Raw genomic sequence first — 3,384 nt, forward strand, 5'->3', positions numbered from 1 at the left:
CAGAGGGGCAGGGGAGAAACAACTCTCCTCTGCTCCCCTGCCTCCCCTGCTCCCCCTGCCTGCCTTAACAGATAAATCTCCTTGACACCAAGCGTATTATGAACCCCGATCCCAGTAATCAAGAGCAGGCTTTTCTTGCGGAAGCGGCAGAGTTGTTGCAAACCATTGAGCAGAATCTGATCGGTCTACTTGATGAAAAAACAATAGAAAAAGTTCATGCTTTGATGCGAAGCGCCCATACTATCAAAGGGAGTGCTGCCAGTGTTGGGCAAGAAACTATTAAGACAATTGCCCATCATTTGGAAGATGTATTCCAAGCGTTATACGCTCCAGAACTGGAAATCGATCCAGAATTGGGTGCTTTGCTTCTAGATGCTTATGAGTGCCTGCGAACTCCATTGAGTGCAGCCTTGATGGGCTTATCCTGCAATGAGGCAGAAATACTCGATCGAACTGCCTCAATCTTTGCCCAACTTCAACATAAACTAGGCGACTTTTTTGGTCGCGAGGCTCTGCTTCCCAGTTCGGAAGAACTTGGCTTTGATGTGGTAGAGTCAATCTTTTCCGGGAGTGTACTCCAGGATTTGCAACAGTTGGAAGCTGACATCCAAAGCCAAGATCCGCAACAAATTCAAACAACACTCAACTCCCAAGCCGAATTTTTTGCTGAACTAGCAGCATCTTATGGCTTATCTGGATTGGAAGAAATTGCCCAGGCGACCCTAAACGCGCTCAAAGCACATCCAGACAAAGTACTGGAAATCGCTCAGGTGGCTTTAGAAAATTTTAAAGCAGCCCAAGCAGCAGTACTTGCAGGCGATCGCACTCAAGGGGGAGAGATATCTCCACAATTGCGAGAATGGGCAGGAATAACCATTCCTATCCCAGAACCGCAAAGGCAGCCAGTTGCGCTCGCTGCCCAACCAACACAAACGACTACAACTGAGAATAAGCCATCCCCCCTCCTCAGTGCCAGCGAAGCGGAATCAATTTGGTCGTTTTTCCCGAAGCGGAATGATAACTCCGTAGCGAAAGCACCGGAGGTACTAGCACCGATTTCTCAGGATTCGGTAGTATTCCCCTCTGCCATAGAGCGGATATTACAGTCAATCTGGATCGGAGATCCAGAGACATCCTGCCGATACTCAGACTCAGATCGGCCAGCCTCTCCACCACCAGCGCCAAGCCTCCAGCCTCAGTCATCGCCATCACTTCCCAGTATCCGAGTCGCGATCGAACAACTCGATCGCCTCAGCCATACAATTGGGGAATTGCTAATCAGCGAAAACCAACAAAACCTGCAATCTAACCACATCCAGAAAGCAGCCCAAGACACTCTACTACAGTTTTTGTACTGTCAACAACAACTTAGTAAAGTTTTTACTTGGTCGGATCGACATCTGCTGCTTCCCGAACGCAAGCAGCGACACATGCATGTATCTCCCCGCTCAGTTATCTCTGCTACCGAGGCACAATCCAATTTTGATGCCTTAGAAATGGATAATTATAGCGAGTTGCACATTCTCCTGCAAAATCTTACAGAAGACATGGTGCAATTAGGAGAACAGATTGAGGCTGTTAATTCCTTAGTTCAGCAATCTCGCTTCAGTCTCGGAAAGCGCAAGCAACTGCTTTCAGGAGCGCAGGAAGATTTGCTGCAAGCCAGAATGGTTTCACTGGGAACAGTGTTGAATCGATTTCCCCGCCTCCTGCAACAGATGGTAGCAACTTATCATAAGCCTGTTGAACTCAAGCTTGGCGGTACGAAGGTACTGGTGGATAAAGCCATTTCTGAGCAGCTGTACGATCCCTTGCTGCACATGATTCGCAATGCCTTCGATCACGGCATTGAACCGGTAGAAACCCGCCGCCAGCAAGGTAAACCAGAAACCGGAACAATTACAATTCAAGCTTATCATCAAGGCAACCGCACTACTATTGAGGTACGGGATGATGGTCGAGGCTTAAACTGGGAAGCCATTCGTCAGCGAGCGATAGAAAAACACCTGCTGACTCCCGAACAAGCCGCCTACGCCTCAGAAGACCAACTGGCAGATTTATTATTTGAACCAGGCTTTTCTACCGCCAACCAGATTGGTGAGTTATCTGGGCGTGGTATCGGCTTAGATGTCGTTCGCACTCAATTGCAAACTTTACAAGGTTCGATTGTGGTGCGATCGCTTTCAGGGCAGGGAACCACCTTCATCCTGCAATTGCCTCTGAGCTTGACAACAGCACGCTTGCTCGTTTGTCAATCTCAAGGTATTACTTATGGCTTGCTGTCTGAAGGAATTAGCCAGGTTTTATTACCGCAGCCAGAGCAGATTCAAGTCCAGCAATCTTTACACGGGCAAGGCAGCCAAAAATTCTGGCAGTGGGGAGAAGGGCAAAGTCAGCAACTAGTTCCCATCCGCCCGCTTGCCAATTTGCTGGATTACAAATATCCTTTATTCACCCAAGACCACAATTTAAACCTCAGTCCTTTTCCAGTCAAACAACGGAACACTGTCGAACCTCTGCTGCTGTTGGAAACAGAGCACCAATACTTGTGTTTGCAAGTCGATCAGATTTTAGTCGAGCAGGAATTAGTAATTAAATCCCTCGGCAGAGTCCTGACTTTACCTAGTTACATCCAAGGCTACAGTGTGTTGGGAAATGGTAGTCTTACCCTAATCGTTGACCCGTTGGAGTTAGTTCGGCAAACTTGGGAGACAGATATGATGCCGACTTCCCCAGCATCAAGTCTTGCAACTAAACTATTGCCTGCGCCTGAGCCTGTTCTGACTCTAGAGGGGCAGCAAACCTTAACGATAACGCAACCGCAGCAACAGCCGATGGAAGTCAATACAGCCGTTGCTCAACCTAACCGACTGATGGTGTTAGTGGTGGAAGATTCGGTTGTACAAAGGCAAAGTTTGGTGCAGACGCTCCAGAAAGCCCATTATCAAGTGTTGCAAGCAGCCGATGGTCGAGAGGCGATCGCGCAAATCCTGCAACACGGTGATGTTGATTTAGTGATTTGTGACATTGAAATGCCGCAGATGAATGGATTTGAGTTTTTAGAACACCGTCGCCAAGACGAGCGTTTGTCAGGGATTCCTGTGGTGATGCTGACTACCCGCAGCGGACAGAAGCACCGCCAATTAGCTTTAGCTCTAGGAGCAAAAGCTTACATGACCAAACCCTATTCAGAACAAAATTTCCTCGCCGCGATCGCTGAACTAGTTCATACCTGAGATAAGGCAGGGAGCAGAGGGGCAGGGGAGTAGAGGAGTAAAGGAGTAGATGGAGATGGAAAAAGAACCAATTAAAAATCATCAAGACTTGAAAGTTTATCAAATGGCATTTGATGCAGCCATGAAAATCTTTGAACTCTCTAAAAAG

General features: G+C 47.8%; 1 protein-coding gene. It reads left to right on the forward strand.

The genetic code is table 11. The features are described 5' to 3' along the window. Window positions 1-98: 98 nt before the first annotated feature. Window positions 99-3,236 carry a hybrid sensor histidine kinase/response regulator gene (locus CDG79_RS39750; protein WP_094346943.1) on the forward strand — a complete coding sequence of 1,046 codons (3,138 nt, stop codon included), beginning with the start codon at window positions 99-101 and terminating at the stop codon, window positions 3,234-3,236. Window positions 3,237-3,384: the final 148 nt, after the last annotated feature.

Source organism: Nostoc sp. 'Peltigera membranacea cyanobiont' 232, from assembly GCF_002245985.1.
Classification (GTDB): domain Bacteria; phylum Cyanobacteriota; class Cyanobacteriia; order Cyanobacteriales; family Nostocaceae; genus Nostoc.